The organism is Streptomyces griseomycini (assembly GCF_014203535.1).
GTDB classification, from domain to species: Bacteria; Actinomycetota; Actinomycetes; order Streptomycetales; family Streptomycetaceae; genus Streptomyces; species Streptomyces griseomycini.
Genome location: NZ_JACHJI010000018.1, coordinates 74,533 through 90,267, shown reverse-complemented (window position 1 = coordinate 90,267; position 15,735 = coordinate 74,533). Strand labels below are relative to the sequence as shown.

15 protein-coding genes and 2 pseudogenes are annotated in these 15,735 nt (G+C 69.4%); 5 read left to right on the top strand and 12 right to left on the bottom strand.

Features of this window, described 5'->3' with window-relative positions; all coding sequences use genetic code 11:
• Positions 1-17: 17 nt before the first annotated feature.
• The 5 genes and pseudogenes from FHS37_RS33570 to FHS37_RS33555 form a co-directional block, all read right to left on the bottom strand.
• Positions 18-524 carry a hypothetical protein gene (locus FHS37_RS33570; RefSeq protein ID WP_184828228.1) on the bottom strand — a complete coding sequence of 169 codons (507 nt, stop codon included), beginning with the start codon at positions 522-524 and terminating at the stop codon, positions 18-20.
• Between the two features lie 215 nt (positions 525-739).
• Positions 740-1,009: a hypothetical protein gene (locus tag FHS37_RS33565; RefSeq protein WP_184828226.1), complete on the bottom strand. Its 270-nt coding sequence runs from the start codon at positions 1,007-1,009 to the stop codon at positions 740-742.
• A pseudogene (locus FHS37_RS40920) lies at positions 1,009-1,246 on the bottom strand (hypothetical protein). The gene FHS37_RS33565 and the pseudogene FHS37_RS40920 overlap by 1 nt, the downstream one beginning before the upstream one ends.
• A 106-nt stretch (positions 1,247-1,352) precedes the next feature.
• Positions 1,353-1,760 (bottom strand): NPCBM/NEW2 domain-containing protein, encoded by a 408-nt coding sequence (locus FHS37_RS33560; protein WP_268254622.1) that lies wholly within the window; start codon positions 1,758-1,760, stop codon positions 1,353-1,355.
• Positions 1,757-2,698 (bottom strand): hypothetical protein, encoded by a 942-nt coding sequence (locus tag FHS37_RS33555; RefSeq protein WP_184828223.1) that lies wholly within the window; start codon positions 2,696-2,698, stop codon positions 1,757-1,759. The genes FHS37_RS33560 and FHS37_RS33555 overlap by 4 nt, the downstream gene beginning before the upstream one ends.
• A 198-nt stretch (positions 2,699-2,896) precedes the next feature.
• On the opposite strand from FHS37_RS33555, the gene FHS37_RS33550 reads away from it, so the two are divergent.
• The 3 genes and pseudogenes from FHS37_RS33550 to FHS37_RS33540 all read left to right on the top strand — a co-directional run bounded on the left by FHS37_RS33550 (position 2,897) and on the right by FHS37_RS33540 (position 6,438).
• Positions 2,897-3,160 (top strand): hypothetical protein, encoded by a 264-nt coding sequence (locus tag FHS37_RS33550; RefSeq protein WP_184828222.1) that lies wholly within the window; start codon positions 2,897-2,899, stop codon positions 3,158-3,160.
• A 298-nt stretch (positions 3,161-3,458) separates the two neighbouring features.
• Entirely contained in the window at positions 3,459-4,601 is a 1,143-nt protein-coding gene (locus FHS37_RS33545) for a hypothetical protein (protein ID WP_184828220.1), read from the top strand.
• 251 nt (positions 4,602-4,852) lie between these two features.
• A pseudogene (locus FHS37_RS33540) lies at positions 4,853-6,438 on the top strand (ISAzo13 family transposase).
• Here FHS37_RS33540 and tpg read toward each other — a convergent pair.
• Positions 6,422-6,829: a telomere-protecting terminal protein Tpg gene (tpg, locus tag FHS37_RS33535; protein WP_184828218.1), complete on the bottom strand. Its 408-nt coding sequence runs from the start codon at positions 6,827-6,829 to the stop codon at positions 6,422-6,424. The pseudogene FHS37_RS33540 and the gene tpg sit on opposite strands and share 17 nt — an antisense overlap.
• A 463-nt stretch (positions 6,830-7,292) precedes the next feature.
• Here tpg and FHS37_RS40220 point away from each other — a divergent pair, with 463 nt between their 5' ends.
• The gene (locus FHS37_RS40220) at positions 7,293-8,192 is read left to right on the top strand and encodes a TniQ family protein (protein WP_229890306.1); all 900 of its coding nucleotides are present in this window, start codon (positions 7,293-7,295) and stop codon (positions 8,190-8,192) included.
• Positions 8,193-8,203: 11 nt separating this feature from the next.
• Here the strand turns inward: FHS37_RS40220 and FHS37_RS33520 are convergent, their stop codons facing one another.
• The 5 genes from FHS37_RS33520 to FHS37_RS33500 form a co-directional block, all read right to left on the bottom strand.
• Positions 8,204-8,374: a hypothetical protein gene (locus FHS37_RS33520; protein WP_184828214.1), complete on the bottom strand. Its 171-nt coding sequence runs from the start codon at positions 8,372-8,374 to the stop codon at positions 8,204-8,206.
• Positions 8,375-8,524: 150 nt separating this feature from the next.
• The gene (locus FHS37_RS33515; protein WP_184828212.1) at positions 8,525-9,697 is read right to left on the bottom strand and encodes an XdhC family protein; all 1,173 of its coding nucleotides are present in this window, start codon (positions 9,695-9,697) and stop codon (positions 8,525-8,527) included.
• A complete protein-coding gene (locus tag FHS37_RS33510) occupies positions 9,694-11,904 on the bottom strand; it encodes a xanthine dehydrogenase family protein molybdopterin-binding subunit (RefSeq protein ID WP_184828210.1) in 2,211 nt (736 codons plus the stop codon). Before FHS37_RS33510 ends, FHS37_RS33515 begins: the two co-directional genes overlap by 4 nt.
• Positions 11,901-12,884 (bottom strand): FAD binding domain-containing protein, encoded by a 984-nt coding sequence (locus FHS37_RS33505; RefSeq protein ID WP_184828208.1) that lies wholly within the window; start codon positions 12,882-12,884, stop codon positions 11,901-11,903. Before FHS37_RS33505 ends, FHS37_RS33510 begins: the two co-directional genes overlap by 4 nt.
• Positions 12,884-13,495, bottom strand: coding sequence for a (2Fe-2S)-binding protein (locus FHS37_RS33500; protein WP_184828206.1), 612 nt, complete (start codon positions 13,493-13,495; stop codon positions 12,884-12,886). Before FHS37_RS33500 ends, FHS37_RS33505 begins: the two co-directional genes overlap by 1 nt.
• 415 nt (positions 13,496-13,910) lie before the next feature.
• Here FHS37_RS33500 and FHS37_RS33495 point away from each other — a divergent pair, with 415 nt between their 5' ends.
• Complete coding sequence (locus tag FHS37_RS33495) at positions 13,911-14,480, top strand: TetR/AcrR family transcriptional regulator (protein ID WP_184828204.1); 570 nt, start codon at positions 13,911-13,913, stop codon at positions 14,478-14,480.
• An 828-nt stretch (positions 14,481-15,308) separates the two neighbouring features.
• Here the strand turns inward: FHS37_RS33495 and FHS37_RS40215 are convergent.
• Entirely contained in the window at positions 15,309-15,668 is a 360-nt protein-coding gene (locus FHS37_RS40215) for a helix-turn-helix domain-containing protein (RefSeq protein WP_311136974.1), read from the bottom strand.
• Positions 15,669-15,735 lie beyond the last annotated feature (67 nt).

Below are 15,735 nucleotides of genomic sequence, written 5' to 3'. Positions count from 1 at the left end.
GCTATGAGGCCGCAGAATCACCCTCGACCCCACGGCCACCAGCGACGACGTCGCCGCACCGGCTCACCGATCTGCGGCTCAGGAACACCCCAGCCCAATCTCGTCATGACCTCGTCCAGCCGCGCCTGATACGCGGCATCGGCCTGGCGGGCCAAGTCCTCATGGCCGAAGAGCCAGATGTACTTTCGCGGCGGGAGTAACGTGTCGCCGGAGAACCGATTGAGATGTGCAACCACCGCCCGCCACCCGTCCAGATCTGCCGGATAGTGTTGACCGACCGTCAGATAAGGGCGTCCCTGACCGGCAGACACCAGCCGGAAATAAGTGCCCATGTAGTAGTCGGGGTCGCGCACCTCAAAGTGGTAGCCGATGGTGCCATCGTCCAGCCGCTTGGGCAGAGGAAGATCACACTCTAGATCTTGACGCATCCACTGGTCCACCTCAAATGGCAGAGGTCCCATGAAGCGCCGCAGCCGCAGATCGCGCCCGGCAGCCATCAAGAGTTGAGCGGCCTCACTCGTCATGACAGCAGTATGTGGCCTCGGACCGCTACCTCAAACGGCAGCCGCAATATCCTGTCCCTCCTGACTCAACAGTGAACCCACCGGCGTCGACGGGAGGAGTCTCCGCGCAGGGAGTCGGCCCTGCCGGTCGCAACGCCTCCGGCAGGGGCGATCCAGCCGACCAAACGAGAACCGTGCCTGACGTCCCTTACGCAGCTGCGCGGCGGTAACCTGCATCAACACCCCGCGAACCCTAGATAACCGGGATGCGCAGGGCGGTGACGAAGTACAAGGACGCGGACCTGGTCGACGTCGTCGGTGTACTGGCGCAGCTGGGGGCCGGTGGTGTCGCTGGGTATGGGCTGGCCGATCTCGGGATCGACAGAGATGACGACCAGGGTGCGGTCGAGGGCGTGGAGTTCCGCTTCGCTGGTGAGGGAATCCAGCTGTTTGGCGGCGGCGTCGGAGAAGGTGATCCGGGCGCGCCGTCCCTGGCGAGGGGGCATCAGGTGACGGCCGGGCGCTGCGCGGCCAGGCGGGCGAGGTGGGCCTCGCGCGGGTCCTCCCATGGGGTGCACTGCTCGGGGTCGGGCAGGCCGTGGGCGGCAATGTCCTCTAGGACCGCGGCGAACTCATCGGCCCGGGCCCGGATGTCTGCTGCGTAGGCGCGGACCGCGTCGGCGGCCGTGGGCTCCAGATGCTGCCGGGCCGTAGTGTTTGGCGGGGGCCGGCTGGTCGCTCATCGGGGCCTCCACGAGTGGCGGAACTGACCCAGACCACCACGGTATCGCCGGGCGGGCGCGCCGTAGACCGCTCGCAAGGATCCGGCCCGTTATGCATCGAGGGGCGTTAGGAGACCTTCGGGTTGCCCCAGACCAGAGGGGTGCCGCCGCAGCTGTCGGTGTGGGCGGCCAGGATGATCTGTCGGGCACCCTGGAGGTCATTGGTCTCGATGGCCCCTGGCTTGTCGAATGTCACACCTTTGGAAGCGACCAGCTCATCGCTGTCCGCCCTTTTATCCATGTTGAGGTCTGCATAGACGTCGAAATCGGTCACGCCTTCGTGGTCCCGGTCGTCGGATGGTTCGTTCAGCCCCACCTGGGCGGTGAAGCGGTGGTAGGCGTCGGGGAGGGAGATCACCACTGACTCTTCCTCGTTGCATGCATTGACCCAGGCCAGGCTCTTCTCGTACTTTCTGCCGCCGAGTGTCCACGCCCCCTGGACCCAATTGTCTCCCGTGAAGTTGAGGTCGGCTATGTCCAGCGCTGGTGGGGTGGGGGTGTCGTGGGCACTTTGCTCGGCTTGGAGGCCTCCTGCGTGGGAGTGTTCTCGTGCGGAGCAGAGCTGCTGGCGGGCGGCGTGGAGGTCACTGACTTCCCCTGATCGCTGGTACCGCCCTCTTGATCGGCGTCTTCAAGCAGCTGGGCGGCGCCGTACATGGCCAGCGCGCCGAAGACCACTGCCACTGCGGCCATGAACCGTGTGCTCCGCATGCGACTGCCATTCGGGCGGGCACCTCCAAACGGGTGCTCTCCATGGGAAACGCCCAGCTCAGCCCCGCTTCTTCTGTCGGCTGCCGCCTCGTGAGACTCGAACCGGTCGAGCTCTGCGCTCGCCCGATCACGCTGCAAGATGGCTTGCTGCTTACCCGCTTTGGCAGAGTTCAGATCACGCTGGAGCTGCTCAATCCGGGCGGAAAGGGCATGGGTGCGCTGACGCTGGTCGTCCCGGTCCTCGCGAAGCGTGTCCCGTTCCGCGATCGCGTGGGACAGGGCCAGCTGATCGCTGCTCACCTTCGCCGTGAGTTCGGCGACGACTTCAGCGTGATACAGCTCCGCGAGCATCGTCTGGTGGATGTGGTGCGGCTTGTCGACGGCGCACAGGGCCTCCAGTGTCTCCCGGTGCCGTTGGCGCAGCACGACAAGCGCCGCGTCCTGGACGTGGCAGCGCTCGGCCAGTTCCCTGCACAGCTCTTCGAACATCTTGATCCGCGGGAAGTACGTGCCGTCCGCGTTGGCCCGGAGCGTGTTGCTGACCCGGCCGCTGGTGTAGCCGTACTTCGTCGCGAACTGGTTCTGGCTCAGCCCCGAGTCACGCAGCATCTGGAACCGGTCGCGCAGCATCTCTTTGAACGCGAGGTGCTTCTCATGCGCGTCGTCGTCCTTGCCGACGGTGCTCAACTCCTGGCCAGACACTGCTTCTCACCATCATCACCAGACAGGCTGGGAACAGCATTCTGCCGCCAATGCGGAGCACCCGCGGCGACCGATCCAGTGGATCCCGCGCCGGCTCCCGCCGGTGCCTCCGCACCAGCGTGCAGAGACACATGGGGAACACGTTCCTGATGCCCGGCCGACACCAGGAGCGTGGACCAGAGACCGAAAGGTTCACGCATGAACGGCCACGACCCTCTGGGGGTCATCGCACTTCTCCTGCTCTTCGGTGTCGGCATCTCCGTTGTCGGCTACCGATGGCCGACCGTCGGGGCAGCGATCGACCTGGCAACCAAGGTAGTCCTCGCCTGCATCGGGGCTCTGCTGTTCGCCAGCGGCATGAACGCACCGTCCGTCACTCCGGTGCCAGAACCGACGCAGCCGACAGCGCCCACAGCGGACGCCCCCGCCCCGGCGTCCAGCACCCCGCCCGGCATCCAGTGACAAGCGGGGCGTAGTCGCGGCCGGCCACGCCCCGCCCGGCTCAGCCCGCCGCCGCGGGCTGAGCCGGGACGTGCCCTGAGCCGCGCCGGCACTCGTGGCCGACCGTGGGCGATGACGTCAGCCGGGCGTCGTAGGTTTGTCTGCCCGGCGTGGACCGCCCAGACCGGTGAGAGGTCCCGGCCCCGTTGCACAGGAGTCAGGAGGTGGAAGAAGTCACGGAGGGACCGGTCCAGCATCTTTGCCCGCCTCGGCAGTCTCATACGATACGGGGAGACCGTTGAAGGGGAAGCCGGGGGCCATGGACCCAGGGAGTAGAGAGGCCGACGCCGAAGTGTGGGCCGATGCTTCCGGTGCGCATGTTGCGAAGCCTGGTAGCTGGCGGACACCCGGTGTCCCGCAGGGCCGGACGTACGACCCAGGCCGGGATGTCGAGCATCCCGGCAGCGAGGTGTACTTCCCACCGGTCCCGAACGGGCTCGACTACCTGCTCAGCGTCGTCGAGCACCTGGAGGCCGGCACCGAGCGAGTCAGTGCCCGGGCCCTGAAGTACGCCGTCCTCCACCTCGCCGCCGGCACCGAGGTACTGCTCAAGGCCCGGCTCCAGCTCGAGCACTGGTCGTTGGTTTTCAGTGACCCGGCGAAGGCGAAGCGGGCGGAACTGGAGAGCGGCAGCCTGCTCAGCTGCGGACCCGACGAGACAATTCAACGACTGCGGGACATCGCAGAAGTGCAGATAACCGAGAAAGACCGCAAAGCTCTAAGTCGGCTGGCCAAGGACCGCAACGCGCTGCAGCACTACGGGCTGTTCGGCCAGTCGGCGAACGCCCGCGCCGTGGAGAGCCGGGCAGCCGAGGTCCTGGACTTCCTGATTCGCTTCGTCGACGAGGATCTGCTGCCGGCGCTGCCCCTGGAGGAAGCCGAAGCTGCGCAGAGCGACCTCGAGCGCATCCGCAGTGGCCTCGCTGAGATCGAGGGCTTTGTAAAGCAGCGCATGCAGCGGCTCCGGGCCGAGCTGCATGCGCTGCGCGACCGCACACTGCAGTGTCCCGACTGCCGCCAGTGGGCCCTGGTTGTTGAGCCCACCCAGGCACAAGGAGCGGCCCGCGCCTCTCGCTGCCGGTTCTGCGGCATGTCCCGCGACGCCGAAGACATCGCTCTCATTTACGGCGTGGAGATCCTGGGCCGTGATCCCGGGATGCCGGACTTGCTCACCGGCTTGACCGCAACCGAGCACTGCCCGCACTGCGAGGTGGAGAGTCTCGTGGAGGGGGCGCGGTTCGCCGCCGATCCGGACACCCCGATGGCCTTCTGTTTCCAGTGCGCCAGGCTGCAGCCCGCGCTGGCGGTGTGTATGGGCTGCGGCCACAGCTTCCGTCCTGCAGATGGCGCCGCGTCTTGCGAGAACTGTACGACCTCCACCTCACCGCACCAGGCACCGTAGGAGGCAGAGCTCGCCTGCAGTTCTCACGACGGTTGGCCTCCGGGACAACACCCCAGTCCGGATGCAGTTTCCGTTGGCGGGATCGAGCTGGGTGATCCACTTGCGCACAAGGGGGTACGCCGTGACGAACACGTTCGAGTGGCGGTCAGTCCGCATTGGGCAAGGTCGGCGGTCAGCAGCACCTCCACGGCGCTAAGGGCCTGCCGATCATCAAGGTGTTGCTTTCGGAGGTGGGGTCTCGTTGATGTCGTATGCGCATCCCGGACGAGACTCGTGATCAACTTGCTGTGAAGCTCGCGGTGTTGTTCCCGCATCTGGACGAGCGGCAGCGACGGTTGCTGGCGGCCGCGGAGGCCCGGAGTCTGGGGCATGGCGGCATCCGGGCCGTGGCCCGGACGGCCGGGGTGAGCGAGACAACGATCCGCAGGGGTATGTCCGACCTGGAGGCGGGCGAATCCCTGGTGGGGCGGGTGCGGCGGCCGGGCGGTGGGCGCAAACGCGTCGCGGACCTCGATCCCGGACTGCGGTCTGCGCTGTTGGGTCTGGTCGAACCGGACGAGCGCGGGGATCCGATGTCGCCGTTGCGGTGGACGACCAAGTCGACCCGCACGCTGGCGGCCGAGCTGACCCGCCAGGGACACCGGGTCGGTGCCGACACCGTCGCCGGCCTGTTGCGCCAGGAGGGCTTCCGGCTGCAGGCCAACGCCAAGACGCTCGAGGGAAGTCAGCATGCCGACAGGGATGCCCCGTTCCGGTATCTCAACGAGCAAGCACGCGAACACCGGGACGCCGGCCAGCCGGTGATCAGCGTGGACACCAAGAAAAAGGAATTGGTCGGCGACTTCCACGATCCGGGCCGTTCCTGGCGGCCGACGGGCGAACCGGTGCCGGTACGTGTCCACGACTTCGCCGATCCGCAGCTGGGCAAAGCCATCCCTTATGGCACCTACGACCTGGCGGCCAACACCGGCTGGATCAACGTCGGCACCGACCACGACACCGCCGCGTTCGCGGTGGAGTCGATCCGCCGCTGGTGGCACGACCAGGGCCGGGCCGCTTGTCCGCGGGCTTCCCGGCTGCTGATCACCGCCGATGCGGGTGGCTCCAACGGCTATCGCACCCGGGTCTGGAAACTCCACCTCGCCCGTCTGGCCGCCGAGACCGGCCTGACCATCACGGTCTGCCACCTGCCTCCGGGCACCTCGAAGTGGAACAAGATCGAGCACCGGCTCTTCTCCCACATCACCATGAACTGGCGCGGTCGCCCGCTGACCAGCCACGAAGTCATCCTCGAATCGATCGCCGCGACCACCACCCGCACCGGACTGCGCGTGAAGGCCCGGCTGGACACCAACATCTATCCCACCGGCATGGGCGTCGGCGACGCGGAGATGGCGGCTCTGCCGCTGACCCGGCACGCCTTCCACGGCGAGTGGAACTATGCCCTGCACCCCCAGTCGGCCCCGCCATCCCGGCAGCCCGAAGCAGCCGACCATCGGCGCCGCAGTGGGACCCGGCCATGCTGTCCGATCCCGCACTGACCGGCCTGACCCCGCACCAGCTGCAGCACCTCATCGAAACCCTGGCCGCAAAAGGGGACACTCGCCGCGGCCGCCCGCCCCGGCTCACCTTCGCCGACCAGGTCCTGGCCGCCGTGCTCCACTTGCGCGTCAACCTGGCCGCGGAACCCCTCGCCGTGCTCTTCAACAGCAGCCGCACCGCCATGCACCGCACCCTGCTGAAGATCAGACGCCTGCTCGAAGCACAGGGCATCACCATCGCGCCGGCCACCACCCGAAGCAGCAACCCCAACAACAAGATCAAGACGACAGGTTAATGATCGGCAGACCCTTAGGCGCCCCCGGACCGAGTCCGAAGCACGCCCGGCAGGAGATGACCAGCCCACCCGAGGACGCCGCGCGCTGCCGCGCCTGTGCTCTGACCTGCGGTTGCCACTCCGATTCGGTCTCCTGCACCAGCGCCGCCCGGAGGCGCTTGTTCGGCTTGGTGGAGGCACCCGAGAGGTAGCGCTGCACCGTCTTGCGGGAGACGCCCAGACGCTCGGCCAGGGACTTGGTGGAACCCTTCTCCCGCGTGCAAAGGAATTTCATCTGGGCTCGCGCAGATTTCGGCGCGGGCCGGGTGAACAGGGCACACTCCGCGCGGGCGAGGCCGTCCAGGATCTTGGCCCGGATCCGGGCAGTGCGCTTCACGTCGTCAGCAGTCATGTGATCATTCCGCCCGGCCGGGCCTGTGGACAGAGACCGGCGACCCGTCGCGCGGCCGAGGTTGCCTACTGTGTGTGACGACCCAGCACAGTTGGCGAATCAGCACGCTTGTTGGCAAGCGACGCCGATGTTGTCCCGTGGTCACTCTGCGAAGCGATCAGTTGTGATCAACCGCTGCGGGGCGCCGTACGAGCCGGTGATCTGGTGCGGTGAATCCGAGGGCTGCCGCCCAGGTCCGTTCTGACGCATGCGTCCTGGACGAGCTGATGTCGCCGTACAGGAGCCTGGATGAGGCCCGTACGCGGCTGGTCATGCGGGACAACTGGGCGAGCCGCTGGACGGCCGCCTGGCAGATCAACGGTCGGAGGTCGTCTGGCCGGTCCGGGACCTCGGTTCGGTGCCGGCGCTTTCGTCGAAGCCGGTTCGCGGGTTCACTTGGAGGACGAAGCGAAGACATCGTCCGGTGCTGGAGTTCCTGGTCTCGGCAGGGCGGAAGCACGGCTTCGAATCGCTGGAGGAGAGGGCGGCCCTGCTGGCCCTGGACTTCATGGCGGTGATCGAGGTGCTTCCGCAGCCCTTCACCCTCAGCTTCGAGCACGTCGACGGCCATGCCGGACACACCCCGGACTTCCTGGCCGTGATGGGTGACAGCGGGCACTGGCTGCTGGATATCCGGCCTGCCGGACTGACCGGCGAGGTGGACGCGGTGAAGTTTGCCGCGTCCCGGGAGGCTGCGGCCGCCTGCGGCTGGCGCTACTCGGTGATCACCGGATGGCGCCCGCACGCGCTCTCGGGGCTGGACGCGCTGTCGGCGCAACGGCGGCCGCTGACGGACCAGCTGGGATGCCAGCCCGCTCTTCTCGCGGCCGCCGCCGACGGGCCGGTCGCGTTCGGGGAACTGGTCCAGATGACACGGCTGCCGGCGGTGGGGCGGGCCCACGCGGTTCATCTCCTCTGGCACCGGAGGCCTCGACCTGGGTCGCCCGCTGAGCGATTCCTCCCTGGTCTGGCCGACGGGCTGGAAGGGGCCCCGGCGACGGCGGCACAGAGACTGCTGGACTTGGCGCCGGGTGCCGGGTTCCGGATCGACGGGGTCGACTGGTTCGCCGACGAGGTGGAGCCCCAGCACGGTCTGGGCATGCGCGGCCTGACACCCGCCCCCCGCGGGGTCTTCCCCGTCTGGCTGCTGACGACATCGACGCGCTACTGCCCCTCCTGCCTCTCCGGCGACGGCTCGGCCATCCAGCAACGCCACGGAGGACCCTGGAAACCGGCATGGCGGATGGCGGCCGACTTCGCCTGCCTGGAGCACCGCTGCTTCCTTGCACCACCTGCCCCGCCCGCGAGCTGCCGGCACAGATGATCCGAGGCACTTCACGACGTCTGATCGTCGAGCCGCACGCCGACCCGCTCCACCCAGCCCAGTGCCGCAACGTCATCGACCCCGGACAAGGCCCCTGCGGCGCCCGGCTCGACACCGCCGATCTCAACGCCGGCGACTTCCCCTCGGACGAGCTGCTCCACCTGCAACACCGCCTTCTGCAAGCCCGGCCCTACGGCGCGAGCAGCCCACTGGATCCCCTGGCGGGTGGGACAGAAGTGGAGGCCGGTCAGGAGCTTGTCGGCGACGTGGCACAACGCGGCTGCGCAGTCGTTGCCGAGCCTCCGGCGGGACGGCGTCCGCTCGCCGACGGGTCAGGGGGCGCTTACTTCCAGCAGCGGCTGTTGCGGTGGCGTGGCTTTCCGGTGGATCGGTCCGTGGATGTCGCGCAGGCGCATCCGGCTGCCGCCGTTGCGCAGGTGGAGGATTTCGGCGGTGATGGACAGCGCTGTCTCGGCCGGGCTGGTACCGGTCAGGTCCAGTCCGGCGGGAGAGCTCAGGCGCGTGAGTTGTTCCTCGGGCAGTCCCGCGGCTCGCAGTCCCGCCACCCGGCGCGCGGCGGTGCGCCGCGAGCCCATGGCTCCGGTGTAGGCGAGATCCAGGCGCAACGCGGTCTTCAGCAGGGGGTGGTCGAACTTGGGATCGTGCGTGAGTGAGACGACCGCGGTGCGCGCGTCGATGCGTCCGGCTGCCGCTTCGGCGGCGAGGTGGTGGTGGGGCCAGGCCACGACGACGTCGTCGGCGTCCGGGAACCGTTCTGGTGTGGTGAACACCGGGCGGGCGTCGCACACGGTGACCCGGTAGCCGAGCAGGGCGCCTTGGCGTGCCAGGGCGGCGGCGAAGTCGTTGGCGCCGTAGATCAGCATGCGCGGCGGGGGCGTCAGGCAGTTGACGAACACGCGAGGGCTGCCGGCTGTGCCGTTCTTCGGGCCGTCCGTAGCGGCGGTCGTGGGGCGGATGACGCCGGAGCGGCCCTGGGCCAGCAGCCGTTTTGCTTCCCGTGCGATCTCCTCGTCGAGGGCGCTGCTGCCGGTGCTGCCGCTCGTGCCGTCGGCCCAGCAGACGAGGTGCCGGCCCGAGCCGGGTGCGCTCGCGTCGTCGAGGAGGGTGGCCAGGGCGACGGCGGTGCCGGCCCGTCGATGGGTGAGGAGGTCCTCCAATTCGGGGAAGGAGGAGCGGTCGATGCGTTCGACGAGGACCTCGATGGTGCCGCCGCACGTCAGGCCGACCGCGCCGGCGTCGTCGTCACCGACCCCGTAGCGTTCCAGTGCTGCGGTGCCGTACCGCAGTGCCTCCTGGGCTTTGTCGTACACGGCCCCTTCCACGCAGCCCCCCGATACGCTGCCGGTGACTTTCCCCTGCGGGGTGCAGACCATGATCGCTCCGGGCTGCCTGGGCGCCGAGCCGTAGGCGGAGACGACGGTGGCCAGGGCGCCGGGCGTGCCCGACTCCCACAGGCGGTACAACTGCTGCCAGGCGTCGTTCATGATGCGCTCGCGATGAGTTTGTCCTGGGTGAGGGGCAGGTCGCGGATCCGGCGTCCGGTGGCGTGGTGGACGGCGTTGGCGATGGCGGCGGTCATGCCGCACATCGGTGTCTCGCCGAACCCACGGGCACCGAGGGCCTGGCTGGTCGGATCCGGCTGGTCGATGAAGAGGGCCTGGATGTCGGGGATGTCGGCGTTGACGGGGATCAGGTAGCCGGAGAGATTGCGGTTGACGAACCGGCCGTACCGGGTGTCGAGAAGGGTGTGTTCGGTGAGGGTGAAACCGACCGCCCAGATGAAGCCGCCGATGACCTGGCTGCGGATCGTTCTGCGGTTGAGGACGCGCCCGGGATCGAAGGCTCCGAGCATGCGGGTGACGCGGACCTGGCCGAGCAGTGGGTCGACGCGTACCTCGGCGAAGACGGCCCCGGTGGAGTACTGCTCCCCGCTCTCCTCCGGGGCCTCGGTGGCGACGTCGAGCGGCCGGCCGTGGCGGGTGAGCACCGCGCGGATGCTGTCCCGCCGCTCGGGCCGGCTCGTCTGGTAAAGGGTCCCCTCTTCGGCGGTGATCCCGTCGGCGGGCAGATCGTGCAGCGGGGAGCGCGGGTCGGCGACGGCGAGGCCGATCAGCTTCTGCCGGGCTTTGGTGCAGGTGCGGTTGACGGCGCTGCCGACGGCCGGAACGGTGGCGGAGGAGGCCGACAGCGACGCGTAGGGCAGGTTCGTGTCGCCGAGCACGAAGTCGACGTCGTCCAGGGGCAGGCCCAGCACGTGCGCGGCCATCTGGGACATGACCGTGTAGGTGCCGGTGCCGATGTCCTGGGTGGCGACCTGCACCTGCGCCGTGCCCTCGGTGGAAAGGGTGACACGGGCGGCTGCGCCGGGCATGCCGCCTGCGCTGTGCGCGGCGGTCGCCATGCCCCAGCCGATGCGGATGCGGCCGTCGCGCATCGAGCCGGGGCGCGGGTTGCGTTCGCTCCAGCCGAACGCGGTGGCGCCGCGCCGGTAGCACTCCTTGAGGTGTTTGCTGGGGAACGGCTCGCCGGTCTCGGGGTCGGTGGCGGTGTGGTTGCGCAGCCGCAACTCGATCGGGTCCATGTCCGCCGCGTAGGCCAGTTCGTCGAGTGCGCACTCCAAACCGTGGGCCGGCATGACCTCGGGCGAGCGCATCCAGGCCGGGGTGGGCAGGTCGAGCCGGACTGCCCGCTGGGCGAGGGAGAGGTTGTCGCAGGCGTACAGGCGGCGGGTGGGCACGCTGGCGCTGGGCAGGAACTCGTCCTCGGTCCGGGAGACCTGCTGGGTGGTGACGTGGTCGATGGCGGTGAGCGTGCCGTCCCGCCGGGCTCCGAGCCGCAGGCGCTGATGGGCCTGGGAGCGGTGCCCGTGCAGGCTGTAGGAGTCGGAGCGGGACAGGACGAGTTTGACCGGGCGGTCGACCTCCCGGGCGGCGGCAGCGGTGAGTACGGTGTGCGGCCACGGCGTCTTGCAGCCGAACCCTCCCCCCAGATACCGCGAGATCACGCGAACGTGCCCGACCGGCAGGTCGAGGGCTTGGGCGATGCTCTCCTGGGCGGCGGTGACCCCCTGGCTGGCGTCGTACACCGTCACCTTTCGGCCCCGCCAGACAGCCGTGGTCGCGGACGGCTCGATCGGGTTGTGATGGTGGATGGGCGTGGTGTAGGTGACGTCGACGCGCAGGTCGGCGCGCGCGAGGGCGCCCTCGGGGTCACCGCGGGTGAGCTCGTTGGGCACGGGGGTCTCCCCGGGCTCCTCCTCGGGCGGGGGGATCCAGGCGTCGTCCATGGCGTCTTCGAAGACCGTCCGGACGGGCTGGGTGTCATAGGAGACGCGCACGAGCGTCGCCGCGTGCTGGGCCTGCTCCAGGGTCTCGGCCAGGACGAGAGCGACCGGCTGGCCGCTGTGGTGGATCTCCGTGTCCTGCAGCGGGAGGAAGCGCTTGACCAGCAGATGCGGTTCCGGGACCGTCAAGCGTGGCATGTTCCGGTGGGTCATCACGGCGGCCACACCGGCGGAGCGCTCGGCCTGCCGGGTCTCCAGGCGGGTGATCCGTCCGCGGGCGACGGTGCTGAGCACCATGACGCCGTGCAGGGCGCCGGGGACGTGCACGTCCGCGGTGAACTCGGCCGCGCCGGTCACCTTCGCGTGGCCCTCGACGCGGGGCACGGGCCTGCCCACGATCCGGCTCATCGCCTGCCTCCCAGGTCGGTCAGAATGTCGGCCAGTGCACGGCGTACCAGCTCGACCTTGAACGTGTTGTGCTCGCGCGGCTGCGCGCCGCTGACCAGTGCCTGGGCGGCCGACGCGATGGTGGAGTCGGTCAACGGCCGCCCGCGCAGGGCCGCTTCGGCCTCGGCCGAGCGCCACGGCCGCGGGGCGATGCCCCCGAAGGCGAGGTGGACATCGCTCACCTCGCTGCCTTCCATGGTCAGCGCCGCGGCCACGGAGACCACGGCGAACTCGAACGCCGCCCGGTCGCGCAGCTTGAGGTAGCGCGAGTGACGGGCCGACCGGCTCCCGGGGACGGTGACCCCGGTGATCAGCTCGCCGTGCCGCAGTGCCGTCTCCTTGTGCGGGGTCGTGCCGGGCAGGAGGTAGAAGTCCTTGAGAGGGATGGAACGTTCGCCCCGTGGGCCGAGAACGACAACGGTGGCCTGCAGAGCGCTCAGTGCGACCGCGAGGTCGGAGGGATGTACGGCGATGCAGTGGCGACTGCCGCCGTGGATCGCGTGCCAGCGGTTCTGCCCCGTGATGGCCGGGCATCCGCTGCCGGGCTCGCGCTTGTTGCACGGGCTGCCGGCGTCGCGGTAGTACCAGCACCGCGTGCGCTGCATGAGGTTCCCGCCGATGGAGGCCCGGTTGCGGATCTGCGGGGACGCCGACGCCAGCAGGGCCTCGGACATCACCGGGAACCCTGAACGGACCACCGGGTGCTCGGCCACCTCCCGCATCCGGGCCATCGCCCCCACGTGCAACGTGCCGTCGCGCAGTTCGATGCCTGACAGCGGGACCTGATTGATGTCCACGACCAGGTCCGGGGCGAGAGCCCGGTCCCTGACGAGGTTCAGCAACTCGGTCCCGCCCGCGACGAACGTCGCCCCCGGGCGGGCCGCCACCAACCGCACGGCCTCGGACGCACGTGCCGTGCGCGTGTAGTCGAACGGCTTCATCACGCGCGCTCCCTCGCGGCGTCCCGTACGGCGTCGACGATGTTCGGATAGCAACTGCACCGGCAGAGGTTGCCGCTCATCCACTCCCGGATCTCGTCGTCGGAGCCCGTATGCCCCTCGTCGATGCAGGCGACGGCGGACATGATCTGCCCGGGGGTGCAGAACCCGCACTGGAAGGCGTCCCGCCGGATGAACGCCTCTTGCACGGGATGCAGTTCTTCGCCGCGGGCCAGCCCTTCGACCGTGGTGATCTCCCGGCCGTCCTCCATGACCGCGAGGGTCAGGCACGACTTCACACGCCGGCCGTCGACGAGAACCGTGCAGGCGCCGCACTCGCCCCGATCGCAGCCCTTCTTCGTGCCCGTCAGGCCGAGACGCTCACGCACCGTCTCCAGGAGGGTCACCCGGGTCTCGACTGTGAGGCGATGAGTTCTGCCGTTGACGTCGAGTGTCACCTCAGTGGCCGGGGCGGGCGGTGCAGCGCCCGCGCCCTCGCCGACGGCGGTGCCCAGCACACCGCCGGTGGCGACCAGCGTGGCGGCGAACCCACCCGTTTTGAGTACAGCCCGGCGGCTGTGCCCGCCTATGGGCGCTTCGTCGTTGTCGGACATCCTGCTGCATCTCCTCGGCTGATCGCGGATGGGTCGGGTCGTGCCGTGGCTGAGAGGGCCGGAAGAGGACTGCGTGACACAGGCCGCTGCGACACCAGCGTGAGAAACGGCCGGGCGCGTCACCTGGGTTACGGCATCACGACGTACAGGACACGACGGCTCTAAAGGGATCGGCCGCTCGCAGCCCGCACGGGAGCGCAACGCCGCAAACACTTCGGGAACGACCGGGGTCGGTCCCGCTCGGACAATAACGAGGCTTGCTGCTTCGAAACCCTAGCAGATTCGATGCACGGTGTCTCGATATGAAGGGGTGCCGGACCCATAGGACCGGGGACCTCACGTGCGTTGCACGCCGCACTCGCCCCGGGCTGCGGCCGGCGGGTAGCGGTATGCCATGTCCCGATACTCTGTCAGCATGACCGGCCCTGCCGCCCCCGGGCGCCCACGCAGTGAGGTCGCCCGCGTCGCCGTCCTGCGCGCCGTCGACGACCTGCTCGTCGAGATCGGCTACTCCGCGATGACCATGAAAGGCATCGCGGAGCGCGCCGGAGTGGGGCGGATGACCGTGTACCGGTGGTGGCCGACCAAGGCGCACATCCTGATCGAAGCCTGCGATGAGGACGCGCGCAGCGAGCTGGCCGTCACCGCACACGCCGACCCGGTCCGCACGATGACCGATTTCCTGGTCAGGCTGGCCACCTTCCTCACGACCTCACCCGCGGGAGCCGCCTACCGAGCGCTGCTCGGCGAAGCCCAGCACGACTCCGAGGTCGGCCGCCTCGTCGCCGACGCCGACCTGCTGGCCGCACCGGCCCGCGCTGTACTGGATCACGTCCGGACTAGGCTCGGCGCGGTACCGGAAGACCAATCAGCCGTCGCCGAACTGTGCGGACCGCTCACTCTGATGGTGATGACCGGCGCGCCCGCACCCTCGCGCCCGACCCTGCACGCGATGGCCCATCGGCTCGCCGCAGCCTGGGCCTGACCGGGCAAGATCCCTGCGCACCAGCCGAAGGCGGCGATGGGGGCGCCTGGTGCCGGGCTCCTCGAAGGGTGTACACATACCGGCGGCGTAAGCGCCTGGTGGGGGGTGCAGGTCTGCCCCGTATCCAGGGCTGAGCTCGGGCGTTGAGCCGGGATGTCGCGAGGCGGGTGGCCTGTTCGATCTCGGGTGGTCCGGCGAAGGACCGGCCGGCGAGGGCGGCCTTGCGGAAGATGCGCCACCAGCCTTCCTGGAGGCTGAGCCGGCAGGCGCCGACGGGGATGAAGACATGCCGGATTCCGGGTGGTCCTGAAGCCAGGTGCGGGTGGACAGGCTGCTGTGCGAGGACAGGTTGTCGGTGGCGACCACGATCTCGCCGGCCGGGTTGTCCTCCTCCGGACGCTGCAGGAACTGCTGGCGGTAGATGCTGTTGCGCCAGGACGCGGTCATGGTGACCTCGTGTCCGTCGCGGATCCGCGGTGCTCCGTAGCCCCAGGCCCTCTCCGGTCCGCGGCCGTGGTCGACCTCGGATCCGATCCGGTGCCCGCTCGGCGACCAGCCCGGCGCCGGCGGGAACGTACGCGGGATCACCGGTCCGAGCCCGTCGGCGCAGACGACCGTCGCGCCTTCGGGCGGGCAGGTGCAGAGCCCGATGACCCCGGTCCTTCTCCCTCGAAGTCCGCGTCCTTCGAGCGGGTCCAGGACCGGGTGCGGCGCCGGCGCACGCCCTCGGCGAGCAGGATCCGGCGGACCTGGCTGCGGCCGATGGCGATACCCAGCCCCCTGGCCTCGGCAGTCAGTGAGTCAAGGGCCCACTTTGGCGGCCCCGATTCATCCGCCGCGGCCAGCCCTCCCATCGGCCCGCACGGTCAGCCGGCCCGGCGGAGCCTGTCTGACCAGGCCGATGATCCTTGAACGTTCCGCCTCGGCGATCCGCCGCTCGCGGCCCTGACCGCCCAGGTCCTCCAGCCCGTCCAGGCCCGAGCGGTTGAAGCGGTGCAGCCGGCGGCGGACCGTCCTGGGACTGCACCTGAGCTCATCCGCAATGGCCGGCACCCTCTGCCCGGACCAGCTCGGCTCGACCGTCCGAGCCCGCACCACCAGATCACGCGGCGCCTTGCGCGCCCGCGACAGCCGACGTACGACCTGCTGCTCGTTCTCATCACGGCTCGGCCGTGCTCGTGACACCACCGTCCAGCACCCGCCCCCGAGTGACCGAACCACCCCGCCATCAGGACACATCCCCGGCGAAAGAGGA